Here is a 20710-nt window from a genome sequence, read left to right as displayed (position 1 = left end):
CCAGCCGACGGTGCGCATTGCCCTGACCGGGGCGACAGGGCAGGTAGGCTTTGAGCTACGGCGTGCCCTAGCGCCGCTGGGTGAAGTGATTGTGCTTGATCGTGCACAAGCCGATTTAAGCGATGCGACGGCATTAAAAGCTGCCCTGCGGGCCATCGCGCCAAGCGTGATTGTGAACCCGGCGGCCTATACCGCGGTAGATAAAGCAGAATCTGAGCCGGAGCTGGCTAAAGCCATTAATGCGACCGCTCCAGCAGTGATGGGTGAGGTAGCCGCGGCGTTAGGCGCGCTGGTGGTGCATTACTCTACCGATTACGTGTTTGATGGCGCGCTGGCTAAGCCCTACCAAGAAACTGACACCACCCATCCGCAAAGCGTCTACGGTCAAACCAAGTGGGCCGGAGAGCAGGCATTAGCGGCAACGGGCGCGGATTATTGGATATTCCGCACCGCTTGGGTGATTGGTGCGCGCGGGCATAATTTTGCACGCACAATGCTGCGCTTAGCGGCCGAGCGAGATAGCCTGCAGGTGGTCAGCGATCAGGTGGGCACACCCACCACCGCCGCACTCATTGCCGATGTTACCGCGCAGGCGCTGCATCAGCGTTTGCAGCAGGGGGCAGCGGCCGGGCCGAATGGGGTTTATCATCTAACCGCAGCAGGCCATACCAGCTGGCATGGCTTGGCCTGCCATGTGATTACAAAAGCGCTGGCCGCTGGGCACACCCTTAAGGTTACGCCCGATCAGATTGCGGCCATTACCACCGCGCAATTCCCCACGCCGGCGCCGCGGCCCGCCGATTCGCGCTTAAGCACAACCAAACTTGAGAACACATTTGGCCTGACGCTGCCAGACTGGCGCGTTGCGCTTGACCACACTTTGGAGCAGATTTTATGACCCATCGCCAACGCAAGGGCATTATTTTAGCCGGCGGCTCGGGCACCCGGCTGTATCCGGTTACGCGGGCGATGAGCAAGCAGTTACTGCCGGTGTATGACAAACCCATGATCTATTATCCGCTGGCCACCCTCATGCTGGCCGGGCTGCGCGATGTGCTGGTGATTTCCACCCCAGAAGATACCCCACGCTTTACCGAGCTACTCGGCGATGGCAGCCAGTGGGGCATGAACCTGCAATATGCCGTGCAGCCTAGCCCTGACGGGTTGGCGCAGGCGCTTACCATTGCCGAGTCGTTCCTTAATGGCGATCCCTCAACGCTAATTTTGGGCGATAACATTTTTTATGGGCATGACATGGTCGAGTTGCTGGATGAGGCCAATGCCCGATCGGGTGCCTCGGTGTTTGCCTATCGGGTGCATGACCCAGAGCGCTACGGGGTGGCGGAGTTTGATGCCAATGGCCGGGTATTGAGCTTAGAAGAAAAGCCCAGCCAGCCCAAAAGCGCTTATGCGGTAACGGGTTTATATTTTTACGATGACCGTGCAGTGGATTTTGCCAAAAGCCTGCAGCCTTCGCCCCGTGGCGAGCTGGAAATTACCGATCTCAATCAATGTTATCTGGATGCCGATGATTTGCATGTCTCATTAATGGGACGCGGGCATGCCTGGTTGGACACCGGTACGCATGACAGTCTGATTGAGGCGGGGCAGTTTATTGCCACATTAGAGCGGCGGCAGGGGCTGAAAGTGGCCTGCCCTGAGGAAATTGCCTATCGGCAAGGCTGGATTACGGCAGAGGCTTTACAAACCCTGGCCCAGCCGCTGGCTAAAAACGGCTATGGGCAGTATTTACTGCAAGTCTTAAAAGAAACCGGAGATCTGCGATGAATCTAACCCCCTTGGCCATTCCTGATGTCATGCTGATCGAGCCGCGGGTATTTGGAGATCATCGCGGCTTTTTCTTTGAAAGCTTTAACGCCCGGGCTTTTGCTGACGCCACCGGCTGCCAGGAAACCTTTGTGCAAGACAACCACTCCCGCTCCAGCCAAGGCGTGTTGCGCGGCCTGCACTATCAGGTGCAACAAGCGCAGGGCAAGCTGGTGCGCGCGGTGGTGGGCGAGATTTTTGATGTGGCGGTGGATATTCGCCGCGGCTCTCCTACCTTTGGGCAATGGGTGGGCGCTGCGCTCACGGCGGAGAACAAACACCAGCTGTGGGTGCCGGCCGGCTTTGCCCATGGCTTTGTCGTGGTCAGCGAAACAGCAGAGGTGCTGTACAAGACCACCGACTACTACGCCCCGCAGCATGAACGCTCGATTTTATGGAACGACCCGGCCATCGGTATTGAATGGCCGACCCACGTTGAGCCACTGTTGTCTGAAAAAGATGCGGCGGCTGTTTTGCTGGCGGACGCCGATTTGGGCTAAGCTGTTGATATGGGGTTAAAACAGCATACGGAACGTTTGCGGCAGCGGTTGCTGGATTTATCCCGCGGTCAAAAGCGGGCAATCACCATGTTTGCCGACATGATGGTGCTGCCGCTTGCCGTGTGGCTGGCGTTTTATTTGCGCTTAGGCGAGCCCCTGCACCTGTTTTTTACCATCCATTGGTGGCTGGTGTTGGCCATTCCACCAATCGGTATTGCATGTTTTGCCGTTAGCGGCCTCTACAATATGGTGGCCCGCTACATTGGCCCGCGTGCCATTTATGATGTTTTTCGTGCCGCCGCACTCACCACGCTAGCCTTTGTGGCGGTGGTTGAGATTATGCGCTTAGAGCCCTTCCCCCGCAGTGTGTATGCCATTTTTCTTGGCGTCGTATTTTTGCTTAATGGCGGCATGCGGCTGCTGGCGCGCAGCTGGTTTCAGTCTTTCTTAAGCAAACCCCGGGGCCGGCAGCCCGTGGCAATTTATGGCGCTGGCCGTGCCGGGGCACAGCTCGCTAACACGCTGGTGGCAGACGGCGAGTTTCATGCACATTTATTTATTGATGATGACCCCCGTTTGCAAGGCCAAGTGATTGGCGGGCTTAAGGTGTATGCGCCCGATGATCTTCCCGCGCTAATCACCCGCTGCGAACTCCGCCACGTACTCCTGGCCATGCCCTCGGTGCCGCGTGCACGCCGCCAAGCCATTGTGAAATCGCTCGAGTCATTGGCTGTGCATGTGAAAACACTGCCGGATATGGCCGATATCGTCTCTGGCCGGGCGCGAGTGGAGCAAATTCAGGATATTGATGTAGACGATCTGCTGGGTCGCGGTACCGTTGCCTCAGATGATGAGCTGATTAATGCCGCGCTAACCGGTCGCTCGGTCATGATTACCGGGGCGGGTGGGTCGATTGGCTCAGAGCTGGCCCGCCAAGCCATGGCGCGTGAACCCGCGCGGCTGGTGTTATTTGATCACTCAGAATTTTTGCTCTATCGCATCGATCGAGAGCTGCGCAAAGCTGCGGCCATTGCCGAGCAGGATGTCGAAATTGTGGCCCTGCTTGGCTCGGTAACCGATCAACGCCGTATGGAGGCGGTTTTCCGCGCCTATGATGTAGAGGTGCTGTATCACGCCGCCGCCTACAAACATGTGCCCTTGGTAGAGACCAATGCACTGGAGGGCATTCGCAACAATGCGCTGGCTACTCGCTGTGTGGCCGAGGCGGCCTGTAATGCGGGCGTGCGCGACATGGTGCTCGTGTCTACCGACAAGGCAGTCCACCCACATAATGTGATGGGCGCGACCAAGCGTTTGGCTGAGCTCAGCCTACAGTCTTTAGCCAATGCCCGCCGCGGCCCCACCCGCTTTGCGATTGTGCGTTTTGGCAATGTATTAAATTCTTCGGGCTCGGTGGTGCCGCTCTTTAGAGATCAAATTCGCCATGGTGGCCCGGTTACGGTTACCGACCCTGAAGTCACCCGGTATTTTATGAGCATTCGCGAGGCCTCAGCGCTAGTTATTCAGGCCGGCGCGATGGCCGAGGGTGGCGAGGTGTTTGTGCTAGACATGGGCGAGCCGGTGCAAATTGTTGAGCTGGCGCGGCGTATGATTCGTTTGTCGGGCTTTTCGGTGCGCGACGAGGCCAATCCAGATGGTGATATTGCCATTGATTTTATTGGCCTGCGCCCGGGCGAAAAGCTGCATGAAGATCTGTTTTATGGCGAAGAAATTCGCTCCACGGCTCACCCCATGATTATGCAAACGGTCGAGCCCTCGGTGGCCTGGCCCGCCTTGCAGACGCAGCTCGATGCGTTACAGTTGGCGGTTGATGCCTTTGATTATGGCCAGGCCACGCGCTTGCTTTGCGAGGCTATTCGAAGCTCAAGCATGGATAGCGTGGCCTATGATCGGCTGGCTCAGCGTTTAGAGTCGAGCCTACTAGAGATGCAACCACCGCAACGCCCGCACTAATACGGCGGCAAGGAGACGGATTTTGAAGCGCTGGTATGCCATTTACTGCAAACCTAAAGAAGACGAGCGCGCTGAGTTTAATTTAGACCGGCAGGAATACGAGGTGTTTCGGCCCAAGCATCGGGTGCGCCGGCGGCGCAGCAACGGCATGTGCACGGTGGTGGACTCGTTATTCCCTCGGTATTTGTTTATTCATTTAGATGATATTGCCGAAAACTGGGCACCCATTCGTTCCACTCGTGGGGTAGCGGGCCTAGTGCGCTGGGGTTCGAGTATTCCTCATGTGCCTGACTATGTGGTGGATTGTCTGCAGCAAAATCTCGATAGTGCCGGGTGTATTCCTACCCCGCCGGTGGGCTACCAGCCGGGTGATAAATTGCGCATTCTTGAGGGGCCTTTTGCCGGTTTGGAAGGCGTTTTCTACTCCCGCCGCAGCGACGATCGCATCATGCTGTTGCTGGAGGTTATGAAACAAGAGCAGCGGGTACCCTTTCCCGAGGCTGCCCTAACCCGCGCGTGAAAATACTGGTCACCGGCGCGGCCGGCTATATTGGCTCGCATGCCTTGGTGGCACTGCATCAGGCCGGCTATTCCGTAGTTGCGCTGGATAGCCTCATTAATAGCTCCCAAAAAGCACTCGATCGGGTGGGTATGCTGACCGGCGCCCCGGTGCCGTTTGTTCATGCCGATGTGCGCAACCAAGCGGCGCTACGAGCCATTTTTGCCGAGCATTCGATTGATGCGGTTATGCATTTTGCCGGTTTAAAAGCGGTGGGTGAGAGTGCTGAGCAGCCGCTAAGCTATTACCAAGCCAATGTGGCCGGCGCGCTGAACCTGCTTGAGGTAATGCAGGAAGTGGGCGTGCATCGGTTGGTGTTTAGCTCATCGGCCACGGTGTATGGCAACCCGGCTGTCGTGCCCATTCCCGAATCTGCTTCCGCCGATCAACCCGCCAACCCTTACGGCCGCTGCAAGCGCATGATTGAACAGATCTGCCAAGACCTTGCTGCCGCCGAACCCGAGTGGGCAATCGGCTTGTTGCGCTATTTTAATCCGGTGGGCGCACACCCCAGCGGCATGCTGGGCGAAGACCCCCGCGGCGTGCCCAATAACCTGGTGCCCTACATCAGCCAAGTGGCGGTGGGCCGGCGGCCTGCCTTACAGATCTTTGGTGACGATTATCCCACCCCCGATGGCACCGGTGTGCGGGATTATATTCATGTGATGGATTTGGTGCGTGGGCATATCGCCGCATTGAAGTATTTAACCACCCACACCGGCTGCCCGATTTGGAACCTAGGCACGGGTCGTGGCTATTCGGTGCGCGAGGTGGTGGCCACTTATGAGCAGGTCAGCGAACAAACCATTCCGGTGAACCTGTGCCCGCGGCGCGCGGGCGATATTGCCACCTGTTATGCCGATGCCAGCAAAGCGGCCACAGAGCTGGGTTGGCAGGCCGAGCACGACCTACCCACCATGCTGGGTGATGCCTGGCACTGGCAGCAGCAAAACCCGCACGGCTATGCAGGGTGAGCGGTTTTTACCCCGTCTGCCGTTCCAATCAGCAATACATCGGCCGGGCGCAGCGCAAATAACCCGTTGCACACCACGCCGGCTAGGTCGTTGAGCTGCCGTTCCATGGCAATGGGCTCGCCCAAGTTAAGATCGTGCACATCTAAAATGACGTTGCCATTGTCGGTAGTAAACTCGCGCCGTAGCTCTGGCCGCCCGCCAAGCTTAACGATCTCTCGGGCCACATAAGAGCGCGCCATGGGGATTACCTCAACGGGCAGGGGAAAATCGCCCAGCGCGGTCACCGATTTGCTCTCATCTACAATGCACACAAACTCTCGGCTCATTGCGGCGATAATTTTCTCGCGCGTTAAAGCGCCGCCGCCGCCTTTTATCATTTGGCAGTGGCGATTAATTTCATCAGCGCCATCCACGTACAGGGCAAGCCCATCTACGGCGTTGGCATCTTCCACCAAAATGCCATGCTGACGCAGGCGCTCGGCACTGGCCTCTGAGGCAGCTACGGCCGCGCGAATGGGGTCGGCACTTTTAGCCAGGGCATCAATAAAATAATTAACGGTAGAACCGCTGCCCACGCCGATAATGCTGCCGGCTTCAACCCGTTGCGCGGCGGCCTCGGCAACGGCGCGTTTTTGCTCATCTTGCGGATTCGGTGTGCTCACGAGTTGGCTCCTGTAAACTGCGGATCTATGAAAAACTATCTGCAACGCATTCTAACGGCTAGCGTTTACGATGTGGCTAATCAAACGCCACTTACGCTGGCTAGCAATCTGTCGCGTCGGTTCAATAATCGCATTTTATTAAAGCGCGAAGATATGCAGCCCGTATTCTCCTTTAAATTACGCGGCGCGTATAACTGCATGGCCAAATTATCCGATGCCGAGAAAGCACGCGGAGTGATTTGCTCATCGGCCGGCAACCATGCGCAGGGCGTGGCGCTATCCGCGCAAAAGCTCGGTATTAAAGCGACCATTGTGATGCCGCGCACCACGCCGGCCATTAAGGTGGATGCCGTGCGTCAGTGGGGCGGCCGTGTCGTGCTGCATGGCGATAATTATGATGCCGCCAAAGCGCATGCCGAAAAGCTCACCGAAGAGCGCGGATTAACTCCCATTCCCCCGTTTGATCACCCCGATGTGATTGCCGGGCAGGGCACGGTTGGCATGGAAATTCTCAGCCAGCACCCCGGGCCCATTCATGCGGTGTTTGTGCCCACCGGCGGTGGCGGGCTAATTGCCGGCATTGCCGCTTACATTAAGCAGCTGCGCCCTGATATTCGGATTATTAGCGTAGAGCCTGAAGATGCGCCTACGCTTGAGCGCGCCATGGCCGCCGGGCGGCGCGTAACACTCGATGAGGTGGGCATTTTTGCCGACGGCGTGGCCGTAAAACAAATCGGCAAAGAACCCTTTCGCATTGCCCGAGAGCTGGTTGATGAGTGCTTACTGGTTAGTACCGATGAAATTTGCGCCGGTATTAAAGATATCTTTGAAGATACCCGCACGGTGATGGAGCCCGCAGGCGCACTGGCCGTGGCTGGCATTAAAAAGTACATCGCCCAAACCGGCATTACCGATGCCACGCTCATCGGCATTAACTGTGGCGCCAATATGAACTTCTCGCGCCTGGCGCATGTGGCCGAGCGCGCCGAGCTGGGCGAGCATCGTGAAGCGGTGCTGGCGGTGACAATTCCCGAGCGCCCCGGCAGTTTTAAAGACTTTTGCGAAACCATCGGCAACCGACCCATCACCGAATTCAATTATCGGTATGCGTCTGCTGATGAAGCGCATGTTTTTGCCGGCATTGGCCTAGTTAATGGGCTAGACGACCGTGACGAAGTGGTTGCCGCGCTAGAGGAAAAGGGCTACCCGGTGCTCGATCTAACCGACGATGAAATGTCTAAGGTGCATGTGCGGCACATGGTTGGCGGGCATGCCCAGCAAGTGGCTGACGAGGTTCTCTACCACGTGCGCTTTCCTGAGCGCCCCGGCGCCCTGCTAAATTTTTTAAAGCGCCTCGGCAAACGCTGGAACATCTCGTTATTCCACTACCGCAACCACGGCGCCGACTACGGCCGCGTGCTGGTTGGCGTACAAGTACCCCCCGCCGAGCGCGCCGACTTCAAAGCCAGCCTCGATAAACTCGGCTACCCGTACCGGGACGAATCCAACAACCCGGCCTACGCCTTGTTTTTGAGCTAAGGTGGCGAAGTCATGACTACCACGAAAACTTCGTCTGTATGGCATGATACCGATGATCAATAATCTGGAGGAACCGATGTCCATTTCTTCGCCTTGTGTGAGCATTTGTGAGAAAGAAAACGGCCGGTGTATTGGCTGTGGCCGTACGGAGCAGGAAATCGAAGTGTGGCGCGATTTAAGCGAAACAGAGCGCCTCGAAATTATGGCGCGGTTGGAGCATGAAGCGGCAAATGGTGGATGGTTTGCTGCAGACGCCTTCGGCACGCCAGCCACGCCAGTAGGGCGTGGCTAATGAGCGCGTTTGCGCCGGTTGAGCCAACTGAGGGGCGTCTGGCCGATACGATTGCCGAGCAGATTGAACAACAAATAGTAGCGGGGCAGTTAAAAGCGGGTGACGCGCTGCCGGCAGAGCGTGAGTTGGCGCGCATTATGCAGGTTTCGCGCGCGTCGCTGCGTGAGGCTTTGCTGCGCTTGGTGTCACGCGAGCTGCTCACGGTGCGGCGCAATGCTGGCTATACCGTAGCGGCGGTCACGGCGCCCAGCCTAACCGATCCGTTATTGCGATTAATGCAGACTCAGCCCAAAGCGGTGGCGGATGTGCTGGAGTTGCGTCAGGGCGTAGAAACGCTGGCGGCGCGCTTTGCGGCCGAGCGAGCCACCGAGGCCGATCAGGGCGCCATTGCCGAGGCCATTGAGCAGATGGAGCAGGCGCAGCAGGCGGGAGACGCCGAAGCGGCTGCCACATGGGATGCGCGGCTGCATTTGGCGGTGGCAGAGGCCAGCCATAATGTGGCGGTGGTAACCGTGATGCGCGGGTTGTTTACGGTCATGCGTGAGCATGTGCGCCGCACCCGAGCGGCTATGCTGGTGAATGCCAGTGGCGATCAGGCGTTGCGGGATCAGCATCGAGCCCTAGTAGCAGCAATACGCCAGCAAAACCCCGCGGCGGCCGAGCAGGCGGCCGAAGTGCATTTGCGTTATGTCCGACAGGGAGTGATTGCAGAATGAGCAAAATATCCGATAGAAGCGCCGCATTGGCGCAAATAGAGGGGTTGATACGGGATGTGCCCGACTTTCCTAAGCCAGGCATTATCTTTAAAGACATCACGCCGTTGTTGGGCGATGCGAAGGGCTTTGCGCTTGCCATCGACCTAATGGCGGCTGATTTGGGCCATTTAAAGCCGGAATATATTGTGGGCACCGAGTCACGCGGGTTTATTTTTGGCGCGGCGCTAGCCTATGAGCTGGGGGCGGGATTTATTCCGGTGCGCAAGCCGGGCAAGCTGCCGGCAGCGGTGCATTCTTGTGAATATGATTTGGAATATGGCACCGACGCGGTTGAGGTGCATCGCGATGCACTGCAGCACGGTGCTCGCACGCTAATTGTGGATGATCTGCTGGCCACTGGTGGCACGGCCCGCGCCACAGGAGAGCTTTTACGCCGGCTGGGCGCGGATTTGCTGGGCTATGCGTTTTTGATTGAGTTGGCGTTTTTAAATGGCCGCCAGCAAATGGCCGACGCCCCAGTGCAATCGCTGATTATTATCGAATAAGCCGGCGCCGGGCAATGGCCGCGCTTATCCAGTAACCCACGAAGGTATAGGCCAAAATCACGGCAAGATGCAGGAGTGGGGCATCAATGCTGCCGCCCGTCATTAAGGGTCTGACGAGCATCACGACATGGGCCAGCGGCAGAAATTGCGCGCCTAAGGCAATCGCATCAGGTAGGCCTGAGAGGGGAAAGAACACGCCAGAGAGCAGCAACATCGGCGTCATCACCAAAGTGAAGTAATACAAAAAGAAGTCGTAGCTCGGTGATAAGGCCGTTACGACCATGGCGATGCTGGCAAAGCAAAGCCCAGCCAGCGCAATTACGGGTAACACCAGAATGGCTTCGGGCCCAGCCACCAGGCCGAGGAGTGCGGCCACCAGCACAATGGCGCTGGCATTAATCAACGCTTTGGTGCCGGCCCAAACAATTTCGCCCAACACTACATCATCCACGGTCATGGGGGCAGCAAGCATGGCCGCCCAGGTTTGTTGCATGGTGAGCCGGGTGTAAGCGGAGTACAGCGCCTCAAACGTGGCGCCGGTCATCGCGGCCGAACACACAATACCGCTGGCCAAAAAGACCATGTAAGTCATGCCATCGATTTCGCCAATAAATTGCCCTAGCCCAAAACCAAGCGCCAGCAGGTAGAGCAGCGGTTCGCCAAAATTTCCGAGCATGGAGGGCAGCATGAGCTTGCGCCACACTTTAAGGTTGCGTAGCCAAACGGCCGCAAAGCGCAAACTGGGGATGGGGGCTTGGCGAAGGTGTTCGATCATCCGTCGCGCAGCTCCCGACCGGTAAGGCGTAAAAAGACATCTTCAAGCCCCGCGGGCCGGTAGAGGTAGCGAGTGCCAATATCGGCTTCTACGGCATTAAGGAGGGTGTCGCGCGTGTTGCTATAAATGAGCAAGGTCTCGCCGACGGCCTCGGTGCGTACGCCCTGAAGCTGAGCGGCCGTGCCAATGTGTTGTTGCCAGTGCAGGGCAAGATCACCACGTAGCTCCACCACATGCGGCTCGATGTGCTCGGCAATCAGTGCTTGTGGCGAATCGCAGGCCACAATGCGGCCATGATCAATAATAGCCGCCCGGTCGCATAGCCGCTCGGCTTCTTCCATGTAATGAGTGGTCAGTAGCAGCGTCTTACCGGCACGGCGCAGGGTATGCAGTCGCTCCCAAATATGTTGACGGGCCTGTGGGTCAAGGCCGGTGCTGGGTTCATCGAGAGCCAGCAGCTCGGGGTCATTCACCAGTGCGCGGGCAAGGGTCAGCCGACGCTTCATGCCGCCTGATAGCCCGCCGATGTTGTCATCCGCACGCGTGGTGAGCTCGGCAAACTCCAGCAACTTTGGCAGGCGCGCTTTCATGAGTTTGCGTGAGACACCGTAGTAGGCGCCGTAGGTAATCAGGTTTTCGCTCACGCTAAAATCAGGGTCGAGATTATCAAACTGTGGCACGATGCCGGCGCGCTGCCGCATTTCGCGGGCGCGTGCGGGAATGGGCTCGCCGAGCACCTCGATCTGCCCGCTGCTGGGTGGAGTTAAACCCAAAAGCATGCGCAGCGTGGTGGTTTTACCGGCGCCATTGGGGCCAAGCAGGGCAAAGCACTCGCCCTGCTGGATTGTTAGATCAACCCCATCCACCACATTGTGATTACCATAACGCCGGGTTAAGCCCTGCGTTAGCACGGCATTATTGGGCATGATGATCCCGCGCTAACAGCAGATAAAACGCCGGCAGCACAAACAGCGTAAATAACGTGCCAATGCCAAGGCCCGTGGCAATGGTCAGGCCGATGTGGAATCGGCTAACCGCGCCGGGGCCGGTGGCCAGCAGCAGCGGCACCATCGCCACAATCAGAGCCAGCGAGGTCATGATAATGGGGCGCAGGCGAATGGCGGCGGCTTCTTCAACCGCGTCTCGCTTGCTCATGCCTTTTTCTAATTGCAGTTTATTGGCAAATTCCACAATCAATATGCCATTTTTGGCAACCACGCCAATTAGGGTGATTAGCCCCACCTGCGTGTAAATATTGATGGTGGCAAAGCCCAGCACAATAAAGGCCAGTGCACCGGCAATACTCAGCGGCACCGAGACCAAAATGATGGCGGGATCACGCCAGCTTTCAAACTGCGCGGCCAGCACCAAGTAGATCACCAAAATAGACAGGAAAAAGGTAATTACCAGCGCATCGCCTTGATTAGCAAACTGCCGAGACTGCCCCGTGTAGTCAAAGCCGTAGTTGGCCGGCAAGAGGTTGGTTGCCTCGGTTTCTAGGTAGTTTAGCGCTTCGCCCAGCGGTACCCAGGGCATCATAATGCCCTCCAGCGTTAAGGAGTTGAGCTGCTGGAAGGTGTTTCTAGAGCCCGGTTCTACCGACTCTTGCAGTGTAATGATGCTGGATAACGGCACCTGCTGGCCGCTGGCGGTATCGATGGTGTAATCCTGCAGCATCTCGGCGGTAAGCCGGAAGTTGCGATCTACTTGAGGGATGACTTTGTAACTGCGGCCATCGAGGTTAAAGCGATTAACATCGCCCCCGCCCAGCATGCCCCCAAGGGTACGCCCCAGATTTTCCATGCTGATGCCCAAATCAGCCGCCTGATCACGATCAACCTCGAGGGTGGTCATGGGTCGGTCGAATTCTACGGATTTGCGTAAAAACATGAAGTTGCCGCTTTGCTGTGCCACCTGAGCCAGTTCGGTGGCGCGCGCATCAAGCGTGGCGTAATCATCAGAGGTAGTTAACACAAACTGCACGGGTAGCCCGCCGCCAGAGCCCGGCAGGCTAGGCCGCGGAAATACAGCCGTATCCAACCCGGGGTTGCTGGAAAAACGTGCCGAGAGATCTTGTTGTACCTCAGATTGGCTGCGCTCTCGCTCATCAACTGGCGAAAGGGCAATGCCGCCAAAAATCGTATCGGGAGAAAAACCGCCCAAAATCATAAAGGTGCGTTCATACTCGGCAACCTGCTCGGCCTCAGATTGATAGCGCTCGCCAAATTCGGCCAAATAGTCAAAGGTGGCCGTGCGTGGGGCGGAGCCAAGGTACAGCAGAATGCTTTGATCTTCGGTGGGGGCCAGCTCATCTTCACTCATGGTAAACATGAAGTAGTTCGATGCCAGCACCACCAACCCAAAGAAGACCAACACGCTTTTGGTATCGAGCAAGTTGTGCAGGCTGCGTTTGTAGCCACTTGCTAGCTTTCTAAATGCGCCGGCCACATACGCTTCAAAGCGGCCATGATCGCCCGCGGGTTTAAGAACACGCGCCGACACCATGGGTGAGAAGGTAAGCGCGACGATGCCAGAGATCAGCACGGCCCCGGCCAGCGTAAAGGCAAATTCACTAAATAGCGTGCCCACGAGCCCGCCCATAAAGCCAATTGGCGCATACACTGCCAGCAAGGTGGTCGTCATGGCGATAATGGGCACAGCCAGTTCGCGCGCGCCGGTGATGGCGGCGGCTTTACGCTCCATGCCATCTTCAATATGCCGTTGAATGTTTTCCACCACGATTATGGCGTCATCCACCACCAGCCCAATCGCCAACACCAGCGCCAGGAGGGTAAGCAAATTAATCGAGTAGCCCAGCGCTAGCATGAGGGTGGCCGCGCCAACCAAAGATAGCGGCACAGCCACAGAAGGTACGATTGCTGCCCGCAGGCTACCGATCGTTAAAAAGATGATCGAAAGCACAATGAGCACGGCTTCGGCAATGGTTACGAAGACCTCATCAATCGAATCAGCAATAAATTGGCTGGCATCGTAAGGCAGCGCAAGGCTGACGCTATCGGGCAGTTGGCGCTCTAGATCAGGAATACGATCGCGCACTGAGTCGGCCACATCCAGCGGGTTGGCGCCCGGGGCTTGTTCTACCGCAATAAAAACCGAGGGCTGGCCTTTGTACCAGGCAGCCGAGTCGTAGGTTTCGGCGCCAAATTCGATTTCGGCGATGTCTTCAAGGCGCACAACGGTGCCGTTATCTTCACGAACCACCAGTCGGTTGAATGCAGCGGGGTCGCTCACGTTGGTTGTAACCGATAGGTTGGTTTGCACAAACGCGCCCTTCGTGCTGCCAATGCCGGCCTGAAAGTTGTTTGCACGGAGGATTTGGGCGACTTCTGCGGCTGTTACATTAAGTGCGGTCATCCGCTCAGGATCAAGCCAAACGCGCATGGCGGGCGCACGGCCAAATACACGTGCTTTGGCAACGCCTGGCAGTGCCTGCACCTGAGGCTGCAGCACACGGTCTACAAAATCGGTAATCTGCGGTACGGCCACCGTGTCGCTGTAAATGGCCATATACATTAATGCGGTTTGATCACCCGTGCTCGATTCAATCACCGGGTCCTGCGCATCAGCGGGCAGCACGTTGCGCTGACTGGCTACCTTGGCTTGGATCTCCGCCACGGCCGCGTTGGCATCGTAGTTGAGCTCCATATTGACCTCGATGGTCGATAGGCCCTGGCGGCTTTCGGAGGTGATGTAGTCGATGCCGTTTGCCTCGGCAATGGCCTGCTGCAGCGGCTGGGTGATAAAGCCCTGCACTAGTTGGCTGTCGGCACCTGGGTAGGCGGTGGTTACGCTGACCACCGTATTTTCGGTGGAGGGGTACTGCCGTACCTCAAGCAGATCAAGCGAGCGAACGCCGGCCAGCAGGATCAGCAAGCTGACCACTGTGGCCAGCACCGGCCGGTTAATAAAGATATCCGTAAACTTCATTGCTCAGTTACCTCGGCCGGATCGAGGTTAGAGGCATTTTCCTCATCAATGGTAACTGATTGGCCCGGGCGCACTCGAAGCAGGCCAGCGGCCACGATTTGGTCGCCAGCCGCCAAGCCATCAACCACCTCAACAAGGCCGTTGCGGCGCTCACCGGTTTGTAACTGCACCCGCTCGGTGACTAACCCCTCGTCTGTTTCGTTAATACGAAAGGCAAAATCACCATACGTGTTAAAGCTAATGGCGGTTTCGGGAATGGCTAATACTTGACGGCTGCTGGGGTCTTGAACGGCTACCCGGGCAAACATGCCTGAGCGCAGCTGACCATTGGCATTGTCGACTGTGCCGCGAATACTAACCGAACGGGTTTGTTCGCTAATGCCAGGCTCAATGGCGCTGATTTCGGCATTAAATGTGGTATCGGGATAAGCGCTCACTTCAATGCGCAGGGCTTGGCCAACGCTAATGTCTGGCAGAAAACGCTCTGGCAGGGTGAAGTCAACAAACAGCGGGTCAAGTTGGCGTAACTCAACAATGTCGCTGCCGGGGGCTAAAAATTGCCCCACACTCACGCGGCGTAATCCGAGTACGCCGTCAAAGGGCGCGCGAATGGTTTTTTGCCGGGTTCTGGCCTCTTGAGTTTGGACCGCGGCGATGGCGCTATCGAGCCGCGCGCGTGATTCATCAAATTCCGATTGTGAAATGGCCTGACGGGGGCGAAGCTCTTCGGCTCGCTCAAATTCAATACGCGCCAGTTCAGCCTCGGCTCGCAGCCCATCGAGCTGCGCCTGATCTACCTCGTCATCCAAAATAACCAAAACATCGCCGGCACTAACGGTATCGCCCGAATCAAACGCCAGTTGCTCGATGGTGCCCGCCACCTCGGTGCTAATAGAAACTCGATCAACGGCGGTTAGGCTGCCAACGGCGTTGCGCACGCCCTGCCAGTCTTGCTCGCTGACCTCAGTGGCCATCACATTAACCGGTGGTTGCCCGCCCGGAGGGCCGCCTGCCTGCATCATGCTGTAGAACTGATAACCAAAGATGCCGCCAAAAATGACGCCAAGCAGCAGTAAGGCAAGCACAAATCGGACAACGAGTTTCATTTAAAAAGCTCCGGGCTGGTGTTCACCGACCAGTGTAACAAGGTAAGTTGCGAGTATGATGTCGAAATACGCAGAAAGTTGCGGAGAATATGCATGTTTAAAGATATTTTGCTGTATTTAAAAGATGATGGGCATGAGGCTGAGCACACCGCGATTACCGCGGAAATGGCGGCAGCATGGGGTGCACGTCTGACTGGGCTGGCGGTGGCTGAGCCGCTGGCCGCCCATGCAGAGTATCTGCCGCCAGATGCACTTGATCGCTATCGCGAGGCGTGGGAGGCACGTAATGCCCGTTTAGGCCAGGTTTTTAACGATGGCACGGCAGCCTATGACATCGCCACCGAATGGCGTGCCGTAGAAGATCTGCGCATTGATCGCGCCGCGGTGGATATCATTGCGATGCACGCCCATTACGCTGATATTGCGGTGGTGGGGCAGGTAGACCCCGATCGCCCCGCCGATTTGGTGCCTGCCGATCTGCCGGGTCAGGTGGCGCTATTGGCTGGCCGGCCCGTGCTAGCCCTGCCCTATGCCTGGCAGCCAACGCCAATTGGCCAGCGCGTGGTGGTTGGTTGGGATGGCGGGCGTGAGTCTGCCCGTGCTATTGCCGATGCCATGCCGTTACTTAAGGCAGCGCAAGAGGTTGCCGTGCTGGTGGTTGGTGAAGGTGATTTGCCCGGTGCGGATATTGCGGCTTATTTGGCCCGCCATGACGTGCAGGCCGAGGCCGTTGCCTTGGCAGACTCGGGCATTGCGGTGGCCGATACGCTGCTTTCTACCGCGGCCGATCGCAACGCCGATTTGCTGGTCATGGGCGCCTATGGCCGCTCACGCCTGCGTGAAATGATTTTGGGGGGTACCACCCGGCGCATCTTAAGCGAGATGACGCTGCCGGTGTTGTTGTCGCACTAATAGTTACTAATTAAATAGAAAAAGGATTTTTGATTACGCCGTTACATAAGCCCCGTTATGTAGTAGCGATCAAGCAATGTCGTGAGCATCATGGCCTGCGTATAGATCAGCATGGTTATGAGCGTGACCGTAGCGGCAATTGGCCAGCGTGAGGCGCCTGTTCCAAAGGCATAGGCGAGCAATGTTGCCATGGGCAAAAAATATCGACCCTGAACGCCGATGATATGGGTGTGATCTGGCGGGGTCCAGGTCAGCCACATCAGAAAAAAGACAGCAAAGGCAGAGAGTAGAGCGCTTGTTATTAGTAAACCACGTGCGGCTGGCACCGTGTCGACAGAGGATCTCATCCATAGCGATAGGAAAGCGCTCAGTCCAAGGAATGCATACCAAATCTCATAGTTTTGTTGATCAAAGGTAATATTCAACCATCCTAAAATCCCGATAAACCCCGCTAAGTAAAGCCTTAGATATTGGGCATCAGAAACGGTTACCCAAAACGACTCAAAGAAAAGGGTTGGCGCATCAATGAGAGTGATCAACCGATCAACTAAGGATACTTGGGTTGCGTCTGTTCGCAGGTCAACAACAGACATGGCCGCTGTTAGCGTCCATGCCGCTACCAGCACCCCAATGGCTGCCGTTGCTAAGAGAAAACGAGCGGAGCGGTGTTTCCACCACAAAGCGGCCGGTAGCAGTAGCAGCGGGAATAAATTAACCCGGGCAGTAAGTACGGTCAGTAGCACCACAGTAAATACGGCTAGCAACCTGCCATTTTGGTTTTCGTTGGAGTTGGCGAGTTTTTGAAACGCGCTCAATGCTAAGACGATCAACGCTACAATCAGCCCATCCAAATTAGTTGAGGTAGCTTGGAAAAGCACCACAGGTAGCATAATGATTGCTAAGACTAACGGGTTAGGCGGTGCTAGCAGAAATGCAAAAAAAAGTATGACGAAACAAACGGATAGAGTTAAAAATCGCGATAGTTGATAGCTATCATAAACCGTCCAGTCTAATTGTTCGCCAATCACTAAGCCCAGGGCTTGCGGCCCGTAAATAAGCGGGAAGTAATAGCCGGTACCGGGTGCGCTCACAAAGTGTTCTTGGCCCGCCCAGGATATCTCGGTGATTTGATCCTTTTTATCCTTGGTAAGGCGTTCGCCGGCGATTATCCCATGGGCTGCGTGATAAAAAGTGACTAACGCCCGATCAACATAGCCGCCAGAGCTTTGCTCCGGCGGGGCGGCAAGAAGCCATTGGCCTTGGCTGAGCATGTAAGCGCGTTGTAAATGATGGGGTTCGTCTGGCGACTGTAAGGGTGGCGTAACTAAAAGTACGCTCAGCCCTACAAATAGCCAGCCAATTAACAATAAGCGCCATGGCAGAACCATTGGGTTAGGCCGAATGAAACACAGTCAAAAATATGCCTGCTGCGATGAGCAGTACGCCGATAAAGTAGCTAAGCGAGAATTGTTCGCCAAAGATGAAGTGACTGCCAATGGGAACGAGCACAAACGCCAGCGCCATTAGGGGGTAGAGGCGACCCAAATGAGCAAACTGCAATACCCAAATCCAAACAAAAGTTGTCACGCCGTAAAGGGCAAGCGCTGTCAGAATGATCCAAACTGTTGGCTCAGCAAAGTATGAGCCTGTTGTTTGCAGTGATGTTGCGCTCATCTTAAAAAGGATCTGACCAATAGCGATTCCGCAAACACAAGCTAGAGCGACGGCATGAACCATTAGATGGAGTCCTTTTTGTGGGTAACACCAAGACTAGTGAGGTGGGCAGCATGTATTGGCTCAGAAGCCATGTCAGTACCGATAAAAGAGAGTAGCAGTTGTAAACCGGTAAGAATTGAAAGCCCTGCGATCATCACGGTTCCTGCCGTGGCGGGCGCGCCACTAGAGATTGAAATAACCCAATGATAAAGCCCGAATATACAGCCAAAAACGAACAGTAGCGCGCCTAAAGGCAGCTCAACTGAGGCAACTGACATGCCTCGCAGATAATAATTATAGAAAAACCGCTTGAAGGTATTACGAATATGTTTACCAAAGAACTCACCGATGATGTCGCGAATTACAAGGTTACTCACCTCATCGCCATATCGGGCATGCATTGGAATATCAATGACCACAGCGCGCAGTGTGTTTAACCGAAAAAGCATGTCAGACTCAAAAAAGTAACGCTCAGAGATCTTTTCAAGCGGCAAGCGCGCTGCAATTGACGCATGGATGGCGGTGTAGCCATTGGTAGGGTCAAAGATCTTCCAGTAACCCGAGGAAAATTTGTTCATAAATGACAGGATGGCATTGCCGATTAGTCTTTTCTTTGGCATGCACGCCAGCGTTTCTAAAAAGAAGAATCGATTGCCTTTTGTGTAATCAGCAACGCCATTTTTGATGGGTCGAATGAGCAAAGGGATAAGTGAGGTATCCATTTGGCCATCGCCATCGACTTTAACCAGTATGTCTGCCCCAGCCTTTATTCCCGCGCGGTAGCCCGTTATTACGGCGCCACCAACACCACGATTGCGGTCATGGCGAATTATTTGGACGCGTGGGTCACGGCAGTGTGATTCAACGTATGCTGCGGTGCCATCTGGGCAGGCGTCATCGACCAATACGATTAAATCGACTTCAGGCCCAATATCCGTGATTACCTGAAGAATCGTCTCTCTGACCTTGTAACAAGGTATAACCACGGCGGTCATTAAGTTTCCTTGATCTGCAGGCACTGGACCCATTCCATGGACCTATTTAACTCGCTGGGAATCTACCGGGGGTTTTAAAGCTCGCGCTGCTTATTGTCAATTTTTAGGCACTAATCTTCCCGACTCTTAGACAATTGGGAGGTGCTGGGCTGAAGAGGGCTAGAAATTTTGTGAATGCTCTGATGTCCTGGTCAACACTGGCGGCTTCAAGGGCGGCCATATACTCATTTCTCTTTTCGACCGGAATAATGGTCCAAGGGTATCCCCCTGATGCCATCATGATGTTCATGAGAAAGCGACCGATTCTACCGTTTCCATCCATATACGGATGAATATGTACAAATACAAAATGTCCGAGTACAGCACGCACTTGGGCGGCCTGTTCTTCCGCAAGTAGATCGAAGAATGCAGGCATCAAATCCCGTACGGCCTCCCTGTTGGGCGGGACATGCATGGATTTCCGGATATAGACAGGGCCATTTCTGTACCCGGCCAGATCGGACGGTTTTAGGATACCTGTTGTTACACTGGGGCCAAAGAGTTCCCGATACCATGCACTATGGTCTTTCTCTGCTGTTTGACCGGCATTTTGGCCCTTCAGGACTTTCTCGATGCTGTCTTTTACTGCTTGAAAGGCTTGCCAGTAACCTCTCGCCGCAAGGGCGTTGCGATGGTTACGGTCCTGCTCGTCGGTGTCCGGGTTCCATGAGCCTGATTTTACCTTCTCGATTAATTCATGACTGACCTGATAACCTTCAATCGAAAGCGAATGATAGGCATCCGATGTATAAACGTCTTCTACCTGCTTAAGGTACAACGCGGTATCAGACGGAATGCCTGGAGGGGCGGGAAACAGGTCAAGAACAGGCCCCCGCATTTCCTGCCACATGAGCCGGATACGGCTGACATAGGGAGAGCTCTCTCGTCTGGTAAAGGACATCGGACTTTGTGATTGGAACGGGTCGCTTTCTCTGACATCGTAGCCCGCTGCTTTCATGGTCTTGAGAAGGTCGTCGGCAACCCGCTTGCGGCCTATGTTACGGAAAGCTCCAGCAAGCCGTCCGGCAATCGTGCTGCGGCCGCCGTCCAGGAGCTGGTCCAGAAGTTCGGAGGCATCCCCGATTAGTGACAGGGCTGTTCTCATTTCTGTCGGGTGTTGTTTGTAGGTTCCTGGCGCACAGGCAATCAGTGCCGCCGGAAGGCTGTAGAGCTGCAACCCTTCGATGGTGACCCGATCCTTTGTGCCGGGCAGCTCGGCCCGGATGTCGAGCAGAGAGGTGCCATGCGGCAAGGTGGTGATGTTGTTGCGTGTCCGTTTTGCCCTTACCAGGAGTTGACCCGGCACGGTCCAGTTTCCGGCATGGAGAATGACTGACTGTTCTGGTGACAAACACCATTCTCCGCTAAAGCGGCTTTCAAGGTAAGAAGCGCAAAACTGCCAGAAGGAGGAATACCAGGCCGTACTGTCACCGGCCTGATCGTCCGGACGGTGTGGTACGTACCAGCCTTTGATGACTTCCTGTAAAAAGCCGTTACGGACCAGCCGTTCCCGGTGGGTGCGGGTCAGGTCTTTCGAACGTATGGCTACTGCGCCACCATCCTGCAATTTTTTCAGGACGGCAAGGGAGTCCGCCAGTTTTTCGGAAGGGCTCGCCATGTGCTACCGTTCG

20 protein-coding genes are annotated in these 20710 nt (G+C 55.9%); 11 read left to right on the top strand and 9 right to left on the bottom strand.

The genetic code is table 11. The annotated features are described in order from the left end of the window. The first annotated feature begins 10 nt into the window (after positions 1 to 10). From rfbD to galE, 6 genes are read left to right on the top strand one after another with little or no spacing between them, the layout of a single operon-like run. Positions 11 to 898 carry a dTDP-4-dehydrorhamnose reductase gene (gene rfbD / locus GH984_RS09855; RefSeq protein WP_439959287.1) on the top strand — a complete coding sequence of 296 codons (888 nt, stop codon included), beginning with the start codon at positions 11 to 13 and terminating at the stop codon, positions 896 to 898. Beyond that, positions 895 to 1788 carry a glucose-1-phosphate thymidylyltransferase RfbA gene (rfbA, locus tag GH984_RS09850; RefSeq protein WP_153720049.1) on the top strand — a complete coding sequence of 298 codons (894 nt, stop codon included), beginning with the start codon at positions 895 to 897 and terminating at the stop codon, positions 1786 to 1788. The genes rfbD and rfbA overlap by 4 nt, the downstream gene beginning before the upstream one ends. Continuing rightward, complete coding sequence (gene rfbC / locus GH984_RS09845) at positions 1785 to 2327, top strand: dTDP-4-dehydrorhamnose 3,5-epimerase (protein WP_153720048.1); 543 nt, start codon at positions 1785 to 1787, stop codon at positions 2325 to 2327. The genes rfbA and rfbC overlap by 4 nt, the downstream gene beginning before the upstream one ends. A gap of 9 nt (positions 2328 to 2336) precedes the next feature. Then, on the top strand, positions 2337 to 4301 hold the full coding sequence (locus GH984_RS09840; RefSeq protein ID WP_153720047.1) for a nucleoside-diphosphate sugar epimerase/dehydratase: 1965 nt from the start codon (positions 2337 to 2339) through the stop codon (positions 4299 to 4301). A 22-nt stretch (positions 4302 to 4323) separates the two neighbouring features. Next, on the top strand, positions 4324 to 4821 hold the full coding sequence (gene rfaH / locus GH984_RS09835) for a transcription/translation regulatory transformer protein RfaH (protein ID WP_153720046.1): 498 nt from the start codon (positions 4324 to 4326) through the stop codon (positions 4819 to 4821). Then, entirely contained in the window at positions 4818 to 5834 is a 1017-nt protein-coding gene (galE, locus tag GH984_RS09830) for a UDP-glucose 4-epimerase GalE (RefSeq protein ID WP_369692045.1), read from the top strand. The genes rfaH and galE overlap by 4 nt, the downstream gene beginning before the upstream one ends. On the opposite strand, the gene rpiA is transcribed toward galE, so the two are convergent. Beyond that, positions 5822 to 6496: a ribose-5-phosphate isomerase RpiA gene (rpiA, locus tag GH984_RS09825; RefSeq protein WP_369692044.1), complete on the bottom strand. Its 675-nt coding sequence runs from the start codon at positions 6494 to 6496 to the stop codon at positions 5822 to 5824. The two genes, galE and rpiA, sit on opposite strands and share 13 nt — an antisense overlap. Before the next feature lie 27 nt (positions 6497 to 6523). On the opposite strand from rpiA, the gene ilvA reads away from it, so the two are divergent. The 4 genes from ilvA (at position 6524) to GH984_RS09805 (ending at position 9588) form a co-directional block, all read left to right on the top strand. Continuing rightward, complete coding sequence (ilvA, locus tag GH984_RS09820; protein WP_153720044.1) at positions 6524 to 8035, top strand: threonine ammonia-lyase, biosynthetic; 1512 nt, start codon at positions 6524 to 6526, stop codon at positions 8033 to 8035. A gap of 76 nt (positions 8036 to 8111) precedes the next feature. Then, positions 8112 to 8327 (top strand): DUF1289 domain-containing protein, encoded by a 216-nt coding sequence (locus tag GH984_RS09815; RefSeq protein ID WP_153720043.1) that lies wholly within the window; start codon positions 8112 to 8114, stop codon positions 8325 to 8327. After that, the gene (locus GH984_RS09810) at positions 8327 to 9043 is read left to right on the top strand and encodes a FadR/GntR family transcriptional regulator (RefSeq protein ID WP_253939206.1); all 717 of its coding nucleotides are present in this window, start codon (positions 8327 to 8329) and stop codon (positions 9041 to 9043) included. Before GH984_RS09815 ends, GH984_RS09810 begins: the two co-directional genes overlap by 1 nt. Next, a complete protein-coding gene (locus tag GH984_RS09805; RefSeq protein ID WP_153720041.1) occupies positions 9040 to 9588 on the top strand; it encodes an adenine phosphoribosyltransferase in 549 nt (182 codons plus the stop codon). The genes GH984_RS09810 and GH984_RS09805 overlap by 4 nt, the downstream gene beginning before the upstream one ends. On the opposite strand, the gene GH984_RS09800 is transcribed toward GH984_RS09805, so the two are convergent. Genes GH984_RS09800 through GH984_RS09785 form a run of 4 tightly spaced genes read right to left on the bottom strand, consistent with a single transcriptional unit; the run spans position 9578 to position 15417 of the window. Then, on the bottom strand, positions 9578 to 10363 hold the full coding sequence (locus GH984_RS09800) for an ABC transporter permease (protein WP_153720040.1): 786 nt from the start codon (positions 10361 to 10363) through the stop codon (positions 9578 to 9580). The genes GH984_RS09805 and GH984_RS09800 overlap by 11 nt on opposite strands. After that, entirely contained in the window at positions 10360 to 11289 is a 930-nt protein-coding gene (locus tag GH984_RS09795; RefSeq protein ID WP_153720039.1) for an ATP-binding cassette domain-containing protein, read from the bottom strand. Before GH984_RS09795 ends, GH984_RS09800 begins: the two co-directional genes overlap by 4 nt. Further along, a complete protein-coding gene (locus GH984_RS09790) occupies positions 11279 to 14311 on the bottom strand; it encodes an efflux RND transporter permease subunit (protein WP_153720038.1) in 3033 nt (1010 codons plus the stop codon). The genes GH984_RS09795 and GH984_RS09790 overlap by 11 nt, the downstream gene beginning before the upstream one ends. Continuing rightward, complete coding sequence (locus GH984_RS09785) at positions 14308 to 15417, bottom strand: efflux RND transporter periplasmic adaptor subunit (protein ID WP_153720037.1); 1110 nt, start codon at positions 15415 to 15417, stop codon at positions 14308 to 14310. Before GH984_RS09785 ends, GH984_RS09790 begins: the two co-directional genes overlap by 4 nt. 93 nt (positions 15418 to 15510) lie before the next feature. Between GH984_RS09785 and GH984_RS09780 the strand changes: the two genes are divergently transcribed. Next, complete coding sequence (locus GH984_RS09780; RefSeq protein ID WP_153720036.1) at positions 15511 to 16329, top strand: universal stress protein; 819 nt, start codon at positions 15511 to 15513, stop codon at positions 16327 to 16329. Between the two features lie 41 nt (positions 16330 to 16370). On the opposite strand, the gene GH984_RS09775 is transcribed toward GH984_RS09780, so the two are convergent. From GH984_RS09775 to GH984_RS09760, 4 genes are all read right to left on the bottom strand, one after another. Next, entirely contained in the window at positions 16371 to 17717 is a 1347-nt protein-coding gene (locus GH984_RS09775) for a DUF2142 domain-containing protein (protein ID WP_153720035.1), read from the bottom strand. A gap of 4 nt (positions 17718 to 17721) precedes the next feature. Next, positions 17722 to 18003: a DMT family transporter gene (locus GH984_RS09770; protein ID WP_216643657.1), complete on the bottom strand. Its 282-nt coding sequence runs from the start codon at positions 18001 to 18003 to the stop codon at positions 17722 to 17724. A gap of 62 nt (positions 18004 to 18065) precedes the next feature. Continuing rightward, entirely contained in the window at positions 18066 to 19040 is a 975-nt protein-coding gene (locus GH984_RS09765; protein ID WP_216643656.1) for a glycosyltransferase family 2 protein, read from the bottom strand. 103 nt (positions 19041 to 19143) lie between these two features. Continuing rightward, a complete protein-coding gene (locus GH984_RS09760) occupies positions 19144 to 20697 on the bottom strand; it encodes a Fic family protein (protein WP_153720032.1) in 1554 nt (517 codons plus the stop codon). Positions 20698 to 20710 lie beyond the last annotated feature (13 nt).

Source organism: Spiribacter salilacus, assembly GCF_009649225.1.
Lineage (GTDB): Bacteria > Pseudomonadota > Gammaproteobacteria > Nitrococcales > Nitrococcaceae > Spiribacter > Spiribacter salilacus.
This window is presented reverse-complemented; position numbering and strand designations above follow the sequence as displayed.